We start from the raw sequence: 15,075 nt of genomic DNA, 5'->3' as shown, positions 1-15,075 counted from the left end.
ACGGCAGATCTCCGGATGGAATTAGTGCCGAATTACCGTAGCTTCGGGCGGAGCGCAACGATGGCCGCCGCCGTCTCCTCGATCGACCGGCGGGTGACGTCGATGACCGGCCAGCCGTGGCGCGAGCAGAGCGCTCGTGCATATTTCAGTTCCTCGTTGATCGTTGCCCGATCCGTATAATGACCGCGATCGAAATTTTGCGTGGTTCCGAGTTCGCGGTGTTCGCGCACCTGTGAAATGCGGTCCGTCGTCGCGACCAGCCCGACGATCAGGGGGCGGGTTGCAGACAGAAGTGCGTGCGGAAGGTCGACGCCCGGCACGATCGGGATATTGGCAGTCTTTATACCGCGGTTGGCGAGATAGATGCTGGTCGGCGTCTTCGAAGTGCGGCTGATCCCGACCAGTACGACATCGGCCTCGTCGTACCCTTCGGGCATCTGGCCATCGTCATGATCCATGGTGAAGTTCAGCGCTTCAATGCGGGCGAAATACTCCGCGTTGAGCGCATGCTGCGCGCCGACGCGGTATTTCGACGGTGCTCCGAGATAGGTCTGGAATGTCGCCATAACCGGTTCCAGCACGTTGACGCATGGGGTTCCCATCTGACGGCAGCGCTCGTCCAGCAGTTTCGCAAGCACGCGATCAACGATCGTATAAAGGACGATCCCCGGTTCGCGATCGATCGCCTCCAGCACGGCCAGAAGCTGCTTGCGGTTTCGCACCAGCGGATAGACGTGCTCGACGGCGAGCGAGGTCTGAAACTGGGCTGTCGCCGCGCGTCCTGTCGAGATCAGGGTTTCGCCCGTGGAGTCAGATATGAGGTGGAGATGGAAGAAGTTTTTTCTGTTCTCCACCTTGTTCTTCGTCCTCTGTTGATAACCGGGGAGAGAGTGACCGCGTTTGGAGGGACGGGCCCGACCCCTGGGATAACCTCCGAGTTGTCCACAATCACGTATTTCGAGGAAGCCGTTTCAGGCCCCCTGTTCAAAGCGGGGATAACCGGATGAACCTATCGATTGATTCACAAGATATCCACAAGAGAGCTTCACCAAGCGCCCGGCACAAGCAATTGATATCTCTGATCGAAATATGGTTATCCAGAAGCTCTGCCAAGAATGCCCGGAAGTTTTCCTTTTCAGCGATACGGAGCGGCAGATCGTCGCGTTTTCTGTGCAGGAGTTTTAATCCTTGCTACTCACCGACTCTAAGAAATAGAAGATCTTAAGAATCTTATTTTCTTTATTTGGAGAACCCATTGGCCGGTCCGACCAGGAAGATCGTTGAGGTGCTGAACGGCAAGACGATCACCCCACCGCCGATATGGCTTATGAGGCAGGCAGGTCGATATCTGCCCGAGTACCGGGAAGTCCGTGCGGCAGCCGGTTCGTTTCTCGATCTCTGTTATACGCCGGATCTGGCTGTCGAAGTGACGCTTCAGCCTATCCGGCGCTACCAGTTCGACGCAGCCATCCTGTTTTCCGATATCCTCGTCATTCCCGATGCCTTGAAGCGCAATGTTCGCTTCGTGCAGGGAGAGGGTCCAAGGATGGATCCGATCGACGAAGCAGGGATTGCAGCGCTCGATGGCAGCACGATGCTTTCCCACCTTGCACCGGTGCTGGAGACGGTTCGGAGGCTTCGGCTCGAGCTACCCCCTGAAACTGCCCTGATCGGCTTCTGCGGGGCTCCCTGGACCGTTGCGACCTATATGATCGCCGGTCAGGGAACACCGGACCAAGCGCCGGCACGTCTGTTCGCCTACCGCTACCCCGAGGCCTTCGAAAAACTGCTGGCTCTGCTGGCGGAAATGTCTGCCGAATATCTGATCGGTCAGATCGATGCGGGCGCAGATGTCGTGCAGATCTTCGATTCCTGGGCCGGCGTGCTCGGGGAGACGGAATTCGAGGAATTTTCGATCAAGCCCGTGCGGCGGATCATCGATATCATCAAGGCAGCGCGACCTGACGCGAAGGTGATTGCTTTCGCCAAGGGTGCAGGCATGAACCTCAAACACTACCGGGCCCGGACGGGCGCAGATGCAATCGGGCTCGATTGGTCGGTGCCGATGTCGTTTGCGCAGGAGCTGCAGAAGGACGGACCTGTTCAGGGCAATCTCGATCCAATGCGCGTGGTGGCGGGCGGAAAGTCCCTAGACGACGGGATCGATGCTATCCTCCAGGGGCTTGGACAGGGACCGCTGATCTTCAATCTCGGCCACGGCATCACACCGCAGGCGGATCCGCAGACCGTTGCGCATCTTGTGAAACGGGTCAGAGGATCGGGCGTATGACGCGGGACGACCGCACCGGTGCCGGAAATGGGCGGCGTGTCGCGTTCCGGGCGGCGACGGCGCTTTCGGTTTTCGTCGTCGTGCTGTTTTTTATCTACTGGCTGCGGCCGGATGATTTTCTGCTCTACATCAAGGCGTTTCACGTCATCGCCGTGATTTCCTGGATGGCCGGGCTGCTCTACCTGCCCAGGCTTTTCATCTATCACACGGAAGCCGAGCCGGGTTCTGCCCAGTCGGAAACCTTCAAAGTGATGGAGGGGCGGCTCCTGAAAATCATCATGAACCCGGCGATGATGATCAGCTGGGCGCTCGGGCTTTATCTCGCCTGGGCGGTCTACGGTTTCCAGGGCGGCTGGCTTCATGCCAAGATCCTGTTTGTCCTGCTGCTCACCATGGCGCATATGCGGTTCAGTGCTGCAGTTCGGGCTTTTGCCATAGACGGGCCGCGCAAAACCGCCCGCTACTGGCGGTTGATGAACGAGATCCCGACGGTTTTGATGATCGCCATCGTAATCATGGTCATCGTTAAGCCATTTTGATGGTGTCTTGAGCTTTTTCTTAACTCCGCCTGCCCCTCCCCCTTGCAGGCGTGCTCGTGAACAGCTATTTTCCCCGCCATCTCATCTCGTGGCATGTGTGTAATCGTCTGTCCTACCCCGGTGTCTTCCGCGGTAGCGAATTTCACCGACACGCCTGTTTCCCCAAAAAATTCTGAATATGGTCCCCTCTTCATGGCTGAAATGAAGCTTCAAGAACTCAAGAGCAAATCGCCGACCGATTTGCTGACATTCGCCGAATCGCTGGAGGTGGAAAACGCCAGCACCATGCGCAAGCAGGAATTGATGTTTGCGATTCTCAAGATCCTGGCCAGCCAGGATGTCGAGATCATCGGCGAAGGTGTCGTTGAAGTTCTGCAGGATGGCTTCGGATTTCTCCGTTCGGCCAATGCCAATTACCTGCCTGGCCCCGATGATATCTACATCTCTCCCTCGCAGATTCGCCGCTTCTCGCTGAAGACCGGCGACACCGTCGAGGGACCGATCCGCGGGCCGAAGGAAGGCGAGCGCTATTTCGCGCTGCTGAAGGTCAACACGATCAACTTCGATGACCCGGAAAAAATTCGCCACAAGGTGCATTTCGACAATCTGACGCCGCTCTACCCGAATGAGCGCTTCAAGATGGAACTCGACGTCCCGACGTCGAAGGACAATTCGGCGCGTGTGATCGATCTCGTCGCACCGCTCGGCAAGGGCCAGCGCGGCCTGATCGTCGCGCCGCCGCGCACGGGTAAGACCGTTCTGTTGCAGAACATCGCGCATTCGATTACGGCAAACCACCCCGAGTGCTATCTCATCGTTCTCCTGATCGACGAGCGGCCGGAAGAAGTGACGGACATGCAGCGCTCAGTGAAGGGCGAAGTTGTTTCCTCGACCTTCGACGAACCCGCCATCCGCCACGTTCAGGTGGCTGAAATGGTCATCGAGAAGGCGAAGCGCCTCGTCGAACACGGCCGCGATGTCGTCATTCTGCTCGACTCCATCACCCGTCTTGGCCGCGCCTACAACACGGTCGTTCCGTCATCCGGCAAGGTTCTGACCGGTGGTGTGGATGCCAACGCCCTGCAGCGCCCGAAGCGCTTCTTCGGTGCCGCCCGTAATATTGAAGAAGGCGGATCGCTGACCATCATCGCTACGGCGCTGATCGATACGGGCAGCCGTATGGACGAAGTCATCTTTGAAGAGTTCAAGGGTACGGGCAACTCGGAAATCGTGCTCGACCGAAAGGTTGCCGACAAGCGCATCTTCCCGGCCATGGATATTCTGAAATCCGGCACGCGCAAGGAAGACCTCCTCGTCCAGCGCCAGGACCTGCAGAAGATCTTTGTTCTCCGTCGCATTCTCGCGCCGATGGGAACGACCGATGCAATCGAGTTCCTGATCGACAAGCTGAAGCAGACCAAGAGCAACAGCGACTTCTTCGACTCGATGAACACCTGATCCTTAGCCGGATTCACTACTACCGAGAGGCGCCCGTCGTAAAGACGGGCGCTTTCGAGTTTCTGGGACACAGTCCGAAAGCCGCACCATGAACCCTGATACGATCTTTGCCCTTTCGAGTGGAGCACTGCCCGCAGGTCTCGCCGTTATCAGGCTAAGCGGCAACCAAGCCTTCACCGCGGCTGAGACGCTTGCTGGTCGTTTAGCGACAGACCGTAAAGCATCGCTCAGAACAATTCGCGGCCGAAACGGCGCGATCATCGATCAGGGACTGGTGGTCGGCTTCCCGGGGCCAAACTCGTTTACGGGAGAAGACTGCGTCGAACTGCATGTGCATGGCAGCCGCGCCGTTGTTTCAGCTCTCGTCCTGGAGCTCGAGCAAATCGACGGACTGAGGTTGGCCGAGGCGGGAGAGTTTTCAAGGCGAGCTTTTGAGAACGGAAAGCTGGATCTGGTCGAGATTGAAGGTCTTGCGGATCTCATCTCTGCCGAAACGGAAATGCAGCGCCGGCTTGCAGTCGAGCAAAGCTTCGGGGGCCAGTCAGCGCTCTATATCGACTGGGCTGAGCGGCTGACGCGGTCGCGTGCTCTGATCGAGGCCGAGCTGGATTTCGCTGACGAGGACGACGTGCCGGGTTCCGTATCGGAGCGGGTCTGGAGCGAGGTGGGCCAGATTTCTCTGGAACTTCTGCAGCATCTGGAAACGGCAAAGTCTGGCGAGATCATCCGGGATGGCTACAAGATTGTCATCGCCGGGCCTCCGAATGCGGGCAAAAGCAGCCTTTTGAACGCGCTTGCGAACCGGGATGTGGCGATTGTGACGGAACGCGCGGGAACGACCAGGGATATCCTGCACGTCGATCTCGACATGTCGGGTTATCTCGTCCGGTTCTTTGATACGGCTGGCCTGCGGGAAAGCGACGATATTGTCGAAGTCGAAGGAATCCGTCGGGCCCGTGTTGCGATCGAGCAAGCCGACATGATCCTCGCTCTCAACGAGATCGATTCGCCGGCGTTACAAAACCATGAGTTCAGTCAGGCTAACGTTCTGACTGTCGGAACGAAGCTGGATGCTCACGCACCTTCGGACGACTTTGACCTTTGCATCTCAACAAAAACTGGCGACGGGCTCGAGCTCCTCAGGGAGACCATCCTCCGAAAGATCACAGCGCTGTGGGCCGGTTCGCTGGTACCGAACAGAGCTCGGCAAGTCGACGCACTGAAAGATGCTTCCAATTTTATCGCAGAGGCGTTAAACGGCACGGAACTTGACTTGAGAGCCGAAAGCCTTCGAGCAGCCGCATCCGCCTTGGGGCGCATTACGGGCCGCGTCGATGTGGAGCAGTTGCTGGATGTGATCTTCTCGCAGTTCTGTATCGGAAAATGATTCACGTGAAACACTCGGCTGACGTGGGACAATGAATATGGACCAAAATTTCGATGTCATCGTCATTGGTGGTGGTCACGCGGGTTGCGAGGCCGCGAGCGCTGCAGCGCGGATGGGCGCGAGGACGGCCCTGATCACACACAAACGCGAAACGATTGGTGTCATGTCTTGCAATCCCGCGATTGGCGGGCTGGGCAAAGGTCACCTCGTGCGCGAGGTCGATGCGCTTGACGGTCTGATGGGCCGCGTCGCAGACGTTTCCGGAATCCAGTTCCGTTTGCTCAACCGGAAAAAGGGTCCCGCCGTTCGTGGTCCCCGTACGCAGGCCGACCGGCGCCTTTACCGTGAAGCGATGCAGAAGGAAATCTTCAATCACCTGAACCTCACTGTCATCGAGGGTGACGCATTCGACCTCATCACGGACACTGGTCGAGTGTCAGCTGTCATCATGAGGGATGGCCGTCGATTCGGATGCGGAACGGCTGTACTCACGACCGGTACGTTCCTGCGCGGGCTTATTCATATCGGGCAGGAAAAGATACCGGCCGGTCGGGTGGGTGAGGAGCCATCGCTCGGGCTGTCAGCGACGCTTCTCGGCCTTGGCGTCGCCCTGGGGCGCCTGAAAACCGGCACACCGGCACGGCTTGATGGGCGGACCATCGCCTGGGACAAGCTCGACAAGCAGGAAGCCGATGAGCAGCCAGTTCCATTCTCGTTCATGACCGATAAAATCGTAACGCCGCAGATCAGCTGTGGAGTGACCCGCACGAACGAGGCGACCCATCGGATCATCTCCGACAACATCCACCTGTCCGCAATGTATTCCGGCCAGATCGAGGGCGTGGGCCCACGTTATTGTCCGTCGATCGAAGACAAGATCGTGCGGTTCGGTGAGCGCGACGGGCACCAGATCTTCCTAGAGCCCGAAGGGCTTGATGATCCAACTGTTTATCCAAACGGAATATCCACGTCCCTGCCCGCATCAGTCCAGGAAGCTTTCATTCGCACTATCCCGGGCCTTGAGCGGGTCGAGATAATTCAGCCCGGCTATGCAATCGAATACGACTATGTTGACCCGCGGGAATTGACACCCACGCTGGAAGTCAAGAAATTGCCAGGGCTGTTCCTGGCTGGCCAGATCAACGGCACGACGGGTTACGAGGAAGCTGCGGCGCAAGGGATGGTCGCCGGCCTTTCAGCAGCGATCACGGCTTCGGGCGGCCAGCCGGAGCCGTCCAGTCGTGCCGAATCCTATATCGGTGTCATGGTCGATGACCTCACGTCGAAGGGCGTGACGGAACCTTATCGGATGTTTACATCACGTGCAGAATACCGCCTTTCGCTACGAGCCGACAATGCCGATATCAGGCTGACTCAAAAGGGCATTGAACTGGGCTGCGTGGGCACTGATCGTGCAGCGAAGTTCGCGGCCTACTCCAAAGCAGTCGACGAAACCCGTGCGATGCTGAAATCGCTCTCGCTGACGCCTAAACAGGGTGCAGCGCACGGATTGTCCCTCAATCAAGACGGCCAGCGGCGTACGGCGTACGAACTGCTCGCCTACCCCAACCAGTCGATGGCTGATCTGGCCGGTGTCTGGGGAGAACTCCGTGGGGTCAATCCAAAGGTAGCGGAAGCTCTCGAGATCGAATCCACCTACTCTGTCTACATGAATAGACAGGCTGCAGATATTGGCTCAACGATCCGCGATGAGTCAAAAACCATCCCCCTGTCCTTCGATTATTCTACAGTGCCCGGTCTCTCAAACGAGCTACGAATAAAGCTCGCGAAGCATCAGCCCAGCAATATGGCGCAGGCCGCAAAAGTTGACGGTATGACGCCGGCAGCGTTGGCACTTATTCTTGCGCTTGTAAAAAAAGAAGCCGCGGTCTCGGATCGCGTAAAACGAGTCTCGGCATGATGTTGAACGGCAGAAGTGTTTCACGTGAAACGCAGGAGAGGCTTGAGCACTTTGCCACGCTCTTCTCCAAGTGGGCGAAAACAATCAACCTTGTCGCTCCCTCGACCCTGAACGAGATTTGGCAGCGCCATATCGCCGATAGCGCGCAAATCTTTCAACTATCCCCGGAGCCATCGAAATGGATCGATCTTGGCTCGGGCGGTGGCTTTCCGGGCGTCGTGACCGCGATATTGCTCGCCGAGCTTGAAGATGGTTGGGTTCACTTGGTCGAAAGCAACCATAAAAAGGCTGCTTTCCTCCGCGTCGCCCTGAACGAAACCGGAGCTCGGGGTTCGGTTCATCCGCTCCGGATAGAGCAGGCGACACATGACTTGCCTGGATGCCAGCGCGTTTCCGCTCGCGCTCTGGCTGATCTCAACCAACTTCTATCCTATTCCTCCGATTGGATGGTCGAAACGGAAGCCAGAGGCTTCTTCCACAAAGGCCGGGATTATCGCCGTGAAGTCAGCGAAGCCCGTAGTCGCTGGGATTTCGATCTGCTAGAACACCAAAGCGTTGTCGAGCAGGACTCGGTTATTCTTGAGATCAGAAACCTCCGACGCAAGGACCCGTAAAGTCAGGTGCGATATGTTCGAAAAGAACCGTATTATTACCATCGCTAATCAAAAAGGCGGCGTCGGTAAGACGACGACAGCAATCAACCTGGCAACGGCGCTCGCCGCAATCGGCGAAAATGTCCTCATCATCGACCTTGATCCGCAGGGAAACGCCAGCACTGGCCTCGGTATTAACCGCAAGGATCGCGTTCATTCGTCTTATGACGTGCTGATGGGCGAAAGCGATATTAGCGAAACTGCCGTTCCGACTGCCGTTCCGAACCTGTCCATCGTTCCCTCCACCATGGATCTTCTTGGTTTCGAGATGGAGATTTCGCAGGCCACGGACCGCGCTTTCCGGTTAAAGCGGGCGCTGGATACTGATGTAGCGCGTGCATACTCTTATATCCTCGTCGACTGCCCACCCTCTTTCAATCTGCTGACGATGAATGCGATGGCCGCAGCGCATTCGGTGCTCGTACCTCTGCAGTGCGAGTTCTTTGCGCTCGAGGGTTTGAGCCAGCTCCTCGAAACGGTTGACCAGGTCCGCCGGACGGTCAATCCGCTGCTTGATATCCAGGGCATCGTTCTGACGATGTTCGATGCGCGTAACAATCTGGCCCAACAGGTCGTCAGCGACGTCAGGACATATCTCGGTGATAAGGTGTACCACACGCTGATTCCGCGCAACGTTCGGGTATCCGAAGCGCCTTCATATGGTAAGCCGGCTATTCTTTACGATCTGAAATGCGCCGGGAGCCAGGCCTACCTTCAGCTCGCCTCCGAGGTGATCCAGCGGGAACGTCGGCGCAAGGCGGCTTGAAACCCTTCTTTGATTACACGAAATAACAGGTGACAGGATGAACGAAGATCCCTCGAAAAGGCGGCTGGGCCGCGGGCTTGCTGCGCTTATCGGTGAGATGGATCAACCTGTGCAGGTCAATACACCTGCGAAAAACGTCAATCCAGACCGCATGGTGCCGATCGAGCATGTTTCGCGCAGTCCCAAAAACCCCAGGCGCCATTTCGATGAGGCCGAGCTGCAGGATCTCGCCAGCTCGATCAGGCAGCATGGCATTGTCCAGCCGGTCGTTGTTCGGACAGTCGACGGTCGCCTTGAGATCATTGCCGGTGAGCGGCGGTGGCGTGCAGCGCAACTGGCGGGACTGACTGAGATCCCGGTCATCGTCCGCGACGTAGACGATCGGACCGCACTTGAAATCGCAATCGTTGAAAACGTTCAGCGGTCCGACCTCAATCCGCTCGAAGAGGCGCTCGGTTACGAGCAGTTGATTGCCGAACATGGCTATACCCAGAACGATCTGGGGGAAATCATCGGCAAGAGCCGCAGTCACGTCGCAAACAGCCTTCGCCTTCTGAAATTGCCGGACCCGGTTCGCGACATGCTGTCTGCCGGAAGCCTTTCAGCTGGTCACGCGCGTGCCTTGATCACCACGTCTGATCCCTCGTCCCTAGCGCGCACGATCGTGTCCAAAGGCATGTCGGTGCGCGATGCAGAGCGGCTTGCGCAAAACGATATCAAGTCCCAGGGCATGCCCCAGCTTGAAACCAAGTCGGTCGAAAAAGATTCTGATACGCTGGCCTTGGAGCGCACGTTGACCGATGCTCTCGGATTGGATGTGAAGATCAATCACCGCGGGGGCAGCGGCCAGGTTCGGATCAACTACCGCAATCTCGAGCAGCTTGAAGAGGTCTGCCGTTTGCTGGAGCGGCGCGGTTAGCGCCTTCCCAGATCGTCTTCAGCGATATCGCGACGACTGTATCGCGATTGCCATCAGGCTGTGGAAGGCGATGCTGGGCTCGAGACTTTGTCTTTGCCGGGACTGAAGGACGGCCGCCTGCAGGCGCTCGGTTTCCCGGGCAAGTGCCGGCGCGGTCCAGGATCGCAACGCCTTTTCGATAATCGGCTTGCGCTTGAAATGGATATGCCGACCGAGCGTCATCATGACCTGTGCGGCCTGCAGCTTCTTGTCGTCCATTTCCGCCCGCATAACATCCAGTAACTGGAACTGTCTGAGGCAGGATTGCAGGATCAGAAAGATCGGCGTCTTGGATACCAACACCTTCTGAAAAGCGCGCTGAAGAGACGCCACGTCCCCGGAGAGAATGGCGTCGACGGCCTCGTCCGCGGAGACGCTGCTCGCATCGCCGATGATTTCATCGACGTGATCTTCGCTAACAGTCCCCGCACCGCGACAATAGAGCGCCAGCTTCTTCACCTCATTGCGGGATGCGATTCGATCGCCGCCGAGAAGCTCCATCAGGCGCTGGCGGGCAGCGCCGCTGATGGTGAGGCCTTCGGCCGACAGTTCCGTATCGATCAGGCCAGCAAGCGCGCGTGCATCGTCCGCATAGCAGGGAATGACGGCGATGGAGCGGACCGGCTCCACCACCTTGCGAAGGCCGCTGCCCTTCTTCAGGTCACCAGCCTCGATGATTAAGATATTGGCGGGAGGCTCATCCTTGGCGAGCACCTGCATGGCATCCAGCAGCGGCTTCTCGTTCATTGCGCCACGGAGCCAGACGAGCTTGGCGCCTCCGAAAAGGCCGAGTGAGTTGACCTCATCGAGAAGACGGCCGGGATCGCCCTGGAGATCGGATACATCCAGCTTGAGCATCGCGAATGGGTCGTCCTGCGCGACACCGGTCTTGGCTGCGATCTGCGCAGCCCGCTCGGAAACGAGCCCGCGATCGGGCCCATAGATGACGAAGATCTTGTAGAGGCCGACCGACTTGTCAAGAAACCGGTCGAACTCGTGGGATTTTATTTCTGCCATACGGTAGGCGACTGGGGCTCGCGGGCAAGGGCAATGGCGATTTCACCACGCAGGAACTCGGCTGTCTCGCGAGCAGCACGGTTTTCAGCGTCGCGTATTGCCCGCAGTTTTGCAAAGCTCTGTCCCGGGACATCGATCAAGGCGACGACTTCGCGCTTGGCCGTTTTCAGGATCTTGCTGTCGCTGATCCGGGTCAGCGTATAGGTGACATCCACCTGAACGCGGCCGGCAACAGGAATGTTGCTGACAGACACGGTGTCATCGTCGCTGGTAAGGTCGAGAATGCTCGAGGCGGAGCTCGTGGCCGTCATCTTCACTTCGTAGAGCGGATGCGCCGTCTCGCCTGCACCATGACCGGTGAGGAAGACGAGATTGTTGCGGATCACCTGCTCGATACGGGTCTTCGGATCCGCAAACTCCACGGATGCGAGCTTCTGACCGGTGCCTTCCTGTTCGGAATAGAGAGGCCGTGCCTGGCATCCCGCCAGAAGGGCAAGGCCGGCGATGCCAAGTGCGATGCCAAAGCGGCGGAATGAACGATCAGGCAACAATGTTCACGATCCTCTGTGGGACGACGATGATCTTCTTCGGTGGCTTGCCACCGAGAGCGGCTTTTACCACGTCGAGTGCGAGGGCTGCAGCCTCGACGGCAGTTTGATCCGCGTCGCGCGCGATTGTCAATTCGGCGCGCTTCTTGCCGTTGATCTGGACCGGCATCGTGACGTCGTTTTCAACCACGAGAGCCTTGTCGAACTTTGGCCAGGCAGTTGTTGATACCATCTCGCCATTGCCGAGCACGGCCCAGCATTCCTCGGCCAGATGCGGCGTCATTGGCGCGACGATCTGGATCAGGATTTCCGAGGCGTTGCGAACAGCGGCACGGTAGGCGGCGTCGCCCTTGCCGGCTGCAACATCGGTCAGCGGCGCTGCCAGCGCGTTGACCAGTTCGTAGATGCGGGCGACGGCCTTGTTGAAGGACAGCTTGTCGAGATCGCCCTGAACGGCCTGCAGCGTCTTGTGGGCCAGCTGCGAGATTGCCAGTCCATCGCCATCCTTAGCCGGAGTCGGATCGACCGTCTTCAGGTTTTCGGCAGCTTCCGAGATCAAGCGCCACAGGCGCTGGGTAAAGCGGTAGGCACCTTCGACACCCGCTTCCGACCAGATCACGTCGCGATCCGGCGGACTATCGGACAGAACGAAGAAGCGGGCCGTATCGGCGCCGTAGGATGCGATGATGTCATCGGGATCGACGACATTCTTTTTCGACTTCGACATTTTTTCGATCGAGCCGATGGTGACGCCGGCGCCGCTTGTCAGCAGCGTCGCGGTACGCTTGCCGTCGATTTCCTCGATACGGATATCGGCGGGGGCGACCCATTCACCGTTTTGGCCGGACTCGCCGAGACGGTAGGTTTCATGCACGACCATGCCTTGCGTGAACAGGCCCTTGAACGGTTCCTTCACGGCCACATGGCCGGTCTCGCGCATGGCCCGGGTGAAGAAGCGCGAATAGAGCAGATGCAGGATGGCGTGCTCGATGCCGCCGATATACTGATCGACCGGCAGCCAGTGATCGGCAACGGCCGGGTTTGTCGGCTCGTTCAGCCAAGGGGCTGTGAAGCGTGTGAAATACCAGCTGGAATCGACAAACGTATCCATCGTATCCGTCTCGCGACGGGCATCGTGGCCGCATTTCGGGCAGCTGACATGGCGCCAGGTCGGGTGGCGATCGAGCGGGTTGCCCGGCAGGTCGAAGGTGACGTCGTCGGGCAACTGCACCGGCAGGTCCTTCTTCGGCACCGGCACGACGCCGCAGACTTCGCAATGGATGACAGGGATTGGGCAACCCCAGTAGCGCTGGCGGGAAATACCCCAGTCGCGCAGGCGGAAGTTCACCTTGCGCTCGCCCTGCGGTGCATTGCCCAGCGTCTGTTCGGACAGCTTGTCGGCAATGATCTGAAACGCTTCGTCCGTGGACTTGCCGTCCAGGAAGCGGGAATTGATCATCACGCCGTCGTCGACGAAAGCGGTATCGCCGATCTCAAACGTGGCGGCATCACCATCCCTGGGCATCACCACGGCAACGACTGGAAGATTGTATTTGCGGGCAAAATCCAGGTCGCGCTGGTCGCCGGCCGGGCAGCCGAAGATTGCGCCCGTGCCGTATTCCATCAGCACGAAGTTCGCGACATAGACCGGCAGTTCCCACGAGGGATCGAGCGGATGCTTGACGCGGACGCCGGTGTCGATGCCCTTTTTCTCGGCCGTTTCCAGCGCAGCAAGGGACGTGCCCTGACGCCGGCATTCCTCGGCGAAGGCTTCGATCTCAGGGTTGTTCGCAGCCGCGGCCTTCGCCAGCGGATGGTCTGCAGCGATGGCCAGGAACGATGCGCCGAACAGCGTATCGGGACGGGTCGTATAGACCGTCACGTCCTTGTCGACGCCGACAGGTGCGGTGTCCGTGACGATTTCCCAGCGCAGGCTCATGCCTTCCGAGCGGCCGATCCAGTTTTTCTGCATCAGGCGGACCTTTTCAGGCCACTGGTCCAGGTTATCCAGCTCGTCGAGCAGATCCTGACTGAAATCGGTGATCTTGAAGAACCACTGCACGAGCTCGCGCTGCTCAACCAGAGCGCCCGAACGCCAGCCGCGACCGTCGATCACCTGCTCGTTAGCCAGAACCGTCTGGTCGACCGGATCCCAGTTGACCTTGGATTGCTTGCGATAGACCAGGCCCTTTTCCATCATGTCGAGGAAGAGGTGCTGCTGCTGCTGGTAATATTCCACGTCGCAGGTGGCGAACTCGCGCGACCAGTCCAGCGAAAGGCCCATCGCCTTCAGCTGCTTTTTCATGGATTCGATGTTCTGGTAGGTCCAGGCCTTCGGGTGGGTCTTGTTGTCACGCGCGGCGTTTTCTGCCGGCATGCCGAACGCGTCCCAGCCCATCGGGTGCAGAACGTTGAAGCCGCGGGCGCGCTTGTAGCGGGCGACAACGTCACCCATCGCATAATTGCGCACGTGGCCCATGTGAATGCGGCCGGATGGATAGGGGAACATCTCGAGGACGTAATACTTTTCCCGCGGATCGGCATTGTCGGTTTCGAAAACCTTCGCCTCGTTCCAGGTCTGCTGCCAACGGGGCTCGGCATCGCGCGGGTTGTAACGTTCAGTCGCCATCTGGATGATATTCCGGGAAATCAGGATATAGGAGTCGGGCAGACCTTCACCATGAATGGCCGCAAGCGTCAAGTTTTTGAGGCCTGACACGTGCCAAACTTTGATGGGACATGCCCTTGGCAGAGCCTCATATGGGCTTTAATCGCTTGCATCACAAGAATAGCGAAAGGTGACGGACAATGAGCGTCGAACAACGGCTCCAGGAAGTCAGGACAAGGATCGGCAAGGCGGAAGAGACGGCCAATCGCTCCGCGGGCTCTGTCTCGCTCGTCGCTGTCTCCAAGACATTCGATGCCGGTGACATTAGGCCGGTCATCGCGTCGGGCCAGCGTGTGTTCGGTGAAAACCGGGTGCAGGAGAGCCAGGGCAAGTGGCCGGAGCTCAAGGCGGAGACGCCGGGCATCACGCTGCATCTGATCGGTCCGCTGCAATCCAACAAGGCGGCCGATGCGGTGGCTCTGTTCGACGTGATCGAGACGGTGGACCGCGAGAAGATTGCACGAGCCCTGGCAGACGAAATGGCTAAGCAGGGCAAGTCGCCGAAGCTCTATGTGCAGGTGAATACCGGGCTTGAACCGCAAAAGGCAGGCATCGAGCCGAAAGAGACGGTGGCGTTCGTCGCGCTTTGCCGAAACGAACTGGGGCTCGCCGTCGAAGGGCTGATGTGCATTCCGCCCGCGGATGAAAATCCGGGACCGCATTTCGCGCTGCTGGCCAAGCTTGCCAAAGAATGCGGCGTGGACAAGCTTTCCATGGGCATGTCCGGCGATTTCGAGACGGCGGTGGAATTTGGCGCCACCAGCGTGCGAGTCGGTTCGGCAATCTTCGGCGCGCGCTGAAGTCTAACCCGTTGGTCGGGCTTCCCGCCCGATCGTCCCTCCCCTACACTCGCCCGATCAGGCTATGCGG

The 15,075-nt window shown here is 58.6% G+C and carries 13 protein-coding genes; 9 read left to right on the top strand and 4 right to left on the bottom strand.

Annotated elements, in window-relative coordinates; genetic code table 11:
• Positions 1–32: 32 nt before the first annotated feature.
• Entirely contained in the window at positions 33–854 is an 822-nt protein-coding gene (locus ASF70_RS02350; protein ID WP_062577094.1) for a pyruvate, water dikinase regulatory protein, read from the bottom strand.
• 401 nt (positions 855–1,255) lie between these two features.
• On the opposite strand from ASF70_RS02350, the gene hemE reads away from it, so the two are divergent.
• The 8 genes from hemE (at position 1,256) to ASF70_RS02310 (ending at position 9,933) form a co-directional block, all read left to right on the top strand.
• Positions 1,256–2,290: a uroporphyrinogen decarboxylase gene (gene hemE / locus ASF70_RS02345; RefSeq protein WP_062577091.1), complete on the top strand. Its 1,035-nt coding sequence runs from the start codon at positions 1,256–1,258 to the stop codon at positions 2,288–2,290.
• Positions 2,287–2,829 carry a protoporphyrinogen oxidase HemJ gene (hemJ, locus tag ASF70_RS02340; protein WP_062577089.1) on the top strand — a complete coding sequence of 181 codons (543 nt, stop codon included), beginning with the start codon at positions 2,287–2,289 and terminating at the stop codon, positions 2,827–2,829. The genes hemE and hemJ overlap by 4 nt, the downstream gene beginning before the upstream one ends.
• A 192-nt stretch (positions 2,830–3,021) precedes the next feature.
• Positions 3,022–4,287 carry a transcription termination factor Rho gene (rho, locus tag ASF70_RS02335; RefSeq protein ID WP_092665173.1) on the top strand — a complete coding sequence of 422 codons (1,266 nt, stop codon included), beginning with the start codon at positions 3,022–3,024 and terminating at the stop codon, positions 4,285–4,287.
• A gap of 88 nt (positions 4,288–4,375) precedes the next feature.
• The gene (gene mnmE, locus ASF70_RS02330) at positions 4,376–5,674 is read left to right on the top strand and encodes a tRNA uridine-5-carboxymethylaminomethyl(34) synthesis GTPase MnmE (protein ID WP_062577087.1); all 1,299 of its coding nucleotides are present in this window, start codon (positions 4,376–4,378) and stop codon (positions 5,672–5,674) included.
• 37 nt (positions 5,675–5,711) lie between these two features.
• The gene (gene mnmG, locus ASF70_RS02325; RefSeq protein WP_062577197.1) at positions 5,712–7,595 is read left to right on the top strand and encodes a tRNA uridine-5-carboxymethylaminomethyl(34) synthesis enzyme MnmG; all 1,884 of its coding nucleotides are present in this window, start codon (positions 5,712–5,714) and stop codon (positions 7,593–7,595) included.
• Positions 7,592–8,209 carry a 16S rRNA (guanine(527)-N(7))-methyltransferase RsmG gene (gene rsmG / locus ASF70_RS02320; protein WP_062577085.1) on the top strand — a complete coding sequence of 206 codons (618 nt, stop codon included), beginning with the start codon at positions 7,592–7,594 and terminating at the stop codon, positions 8,207–8,209. Before mnmG ends, rsmG begins: the two co-directional genes overlap by 4 nt.
• Positions 8,210–8,222: 13 nt before the next feature.
• Positions 8,223–9,014, top strand: coding sequence for a ParA family protein (locus ASF70_RS02315; RefSeq protein WP_062577083.1), 792 nt, complete (start codon positions 8,223–8,225; stop codon positions 9,012–9,014).
• 37 nt (positions 9,015–9,051) lie between these two features.
• Positions 9,052–9,933, top strand: a complete 882-nt coding sequence (locus tag ASF70_RS02310) for a ParB/RepB/Spo0J family partition protein (protein WP_062462870.1) — start codon at positions 9,052–9,054, stop codon at positions 9,931–9,933.
• A gap of 18 nt (positions 9,934–9,951) precedes the next feature.
• Here ASF70_RS02310 and holA read toward each other — a convergent pair whose 3' ends face one another.
• Genes holA through leuS form a run of 3 tightly spaced genes read right to left on the bottom strand, consistent with a single transcriptional unit; the run spans position 9,952 to position 14,166 of the window.
• On the bottom strand, positions 9,952–10,989 hold the full coding sequence (gene holA / locus ASF70_RS02305; protein ID WP_062577081.1) for a DNA polymerase III subunit delta: 1,038 nt from the start codon (positions 10,987–10,989) through the stop codon (positions 9,952–9,954).
• Positions 10,977–11,540: a hypothetical protein gene (locus tag ASF70_RS02300; protein WP_062577080.1), complete on the bottom strand. Its 564-nt coding sequence runs from the start codon at positions 11,538–11,540 to the stop codon at positions 10,977–10,979. The genes holA and ASF70_RS02300 overlap by 13 nt, the downstream gene beginning before the upstream one ends.
• On the bottom strand, positions 11,530–14,166 hold the full coding sequence (leuS, locus tag ASF70_RS02295; RefSeq protein ID WP_062577195.1) for a leucine--tRNA ligase: 2,637 nt from the start codon (positions 14,164–14,166) through the stop codon (positions 11,530–11,532). The genes ASF70_RS02300 and leuS overlap by 11 nt, the downstream gene beginning before the upstream one ends.
• Positions 14,167–14,345: 179 nt before the next feature.
• Here leuS and ASF70_RS02290 point away from each other — a divergent pair, with 179 nt between their 5' ends.
• Positions 14,346–15,005 carry a YggS family pyridoxal phosphate-dependent enzyme gene (locus tag ASF70_RS02290; RefSeq protein ID WP_062577078.1) on the top strand — a complete coding sequence of 220 codons (660 nt, stop codon included), beginning with the start codon at positions 14,346–14,348 and terminating at the stop codon, positions 15,003–15,005.
• Positions 15,006–15,075 lie beyond the last annotated feature (70 nt).

This window comes from Rhizobium sp. Leaf321 (assembly GCF_001423215.1).
In the GTDB taxonomy this organism is placed as follows: Bacteria; Pseudomonadota; Alphaproteobacteria; order Rhizobiales; family Rhizobiaceae; genus Neorhizobium; species Neorhizobium soli.
This window is presented reverse-complemented; position numbering and strand designations above follow the sequence as displayed.

Excerpts from the sequence above, each read along its gene's own strand:
- rho (WP_092665173.1), top strand. The coding sequence starts at position 3,022 with ATGGCTGAAATGAAGCTTCAAGAACTCAAGAGCAAATCGCCGACCGAT.
- ASF70_RS02310 (WP_062462870.1), top strand. The coding sequence starts at position 9,052 with ATGAACGAAGATCCCTCGAAAAGGCGGCTGGGCCGCGGGCTTGCTGCG.
- mnmG (WP_062577197.1), top strand. The coding sequence starts at position 5,712 with ATGGACCAAAATTTCGATGTCATCGTCATTGGTGGTGGTCACGCGGGT.
- holA (WP_062577081.1), bottom strand. The coding sequence starts at position 10,989 with ATGGCAGAAATAAAATCCCACGAGTTCGACCGGTTTCTTGACAAGTCG.
- mnmE (WP_062577087.1), top strand. The coding sequence starts at position 4,376 with ATGAACCCTGATACGATCTTTGCCCTTTCGAGTGGAGCACTGCCCGCA.
- rsmG (WP_062577085.1), top strand. The coding sequence starts at position 7,592 with ATGATGTTGAACGGCAGAAGTGTTTCACGTGAAACGCAGGAGAGGCTT.
- ASF70_RS02290 (WP_062577078.1), top strand. The coding sequence starts at position 14,346 with ATGAGCGTCGAACAACGGCTCCAGGAAGTCAGGACAAGGATCGGCAAG.
- hemJ (WP_062577089.1), top strand. The coding sequence starts at position 2,287 with ATGACGCGGGACGACCGCACCGGTGCCGGAAATGGGCGGCGTGTCGCG.
- ASF70_RS02315 (WP_062577083.1), top strand. The coding sequence starts at position 8,223 with ATGTTCGAAAAGAACCGTATTATTACCATCGCTAATCAAAAAGGCGGC.
- leuS (WP_062577195.1), bottom strand. The coding sequence starts at position 14,166 with ATGGCGACTGAACGTTACAACCCGCGCGATGCCGAGCCCCGTTGGCAG.